This window comes from Salibacterium sp. K-3, assembly GCF_054052005.1.
The window spans coordinates 1-381 of the sequence record NZ_JBSVZE010000011.1; the positions used below are offsets into that span (position 1 = coordinate 1).

Below are 381 nucleotides of genomic sequence, written 5' to 3' on the forward strand. Positions count from 1 at the left end.
CCCCAGTTTCCAATGCCATTCCACGGTTGAGCCGTGGCCTTTCACATCAGACTTAGGAAACCGCCTGCGCGCCCTTTACGCCCAATAATTCCGGACAACGCTTGCCCCCTACGTATTACCGCGGCTGCTGGCACGTAGTTAGCCGGGGCTTTCTGATCCGGTACCGTCATGGAACCGGCCTGTTTGACCGATCCTTGTTCTTCTCGGATAACAGAGCTTTACGATCCGAAAACCTTCTTCACTCACGCGGCGTTGCACCGTCAGGCTTTCGCCCATTGCGGATGATTCCCTACTGCTGCCTCCCGTAGGAGTCTGGGCCGTGTCTCAGTCCCAGTGTGGCCGATCACCCTCTCAGGTCGGCTACGCATCGTCGCCTTGGTA

1 rRNA gene is annotated in these 381 nt (G+C 57.7%); it reads right to left on the bottom strand.

Annotated features, from left to right (window positions below):
• Positions 1-381 (bottom strand): 16S ribosomal RNA (locus ACW9JV_RS19310); the annotation flags it as partial.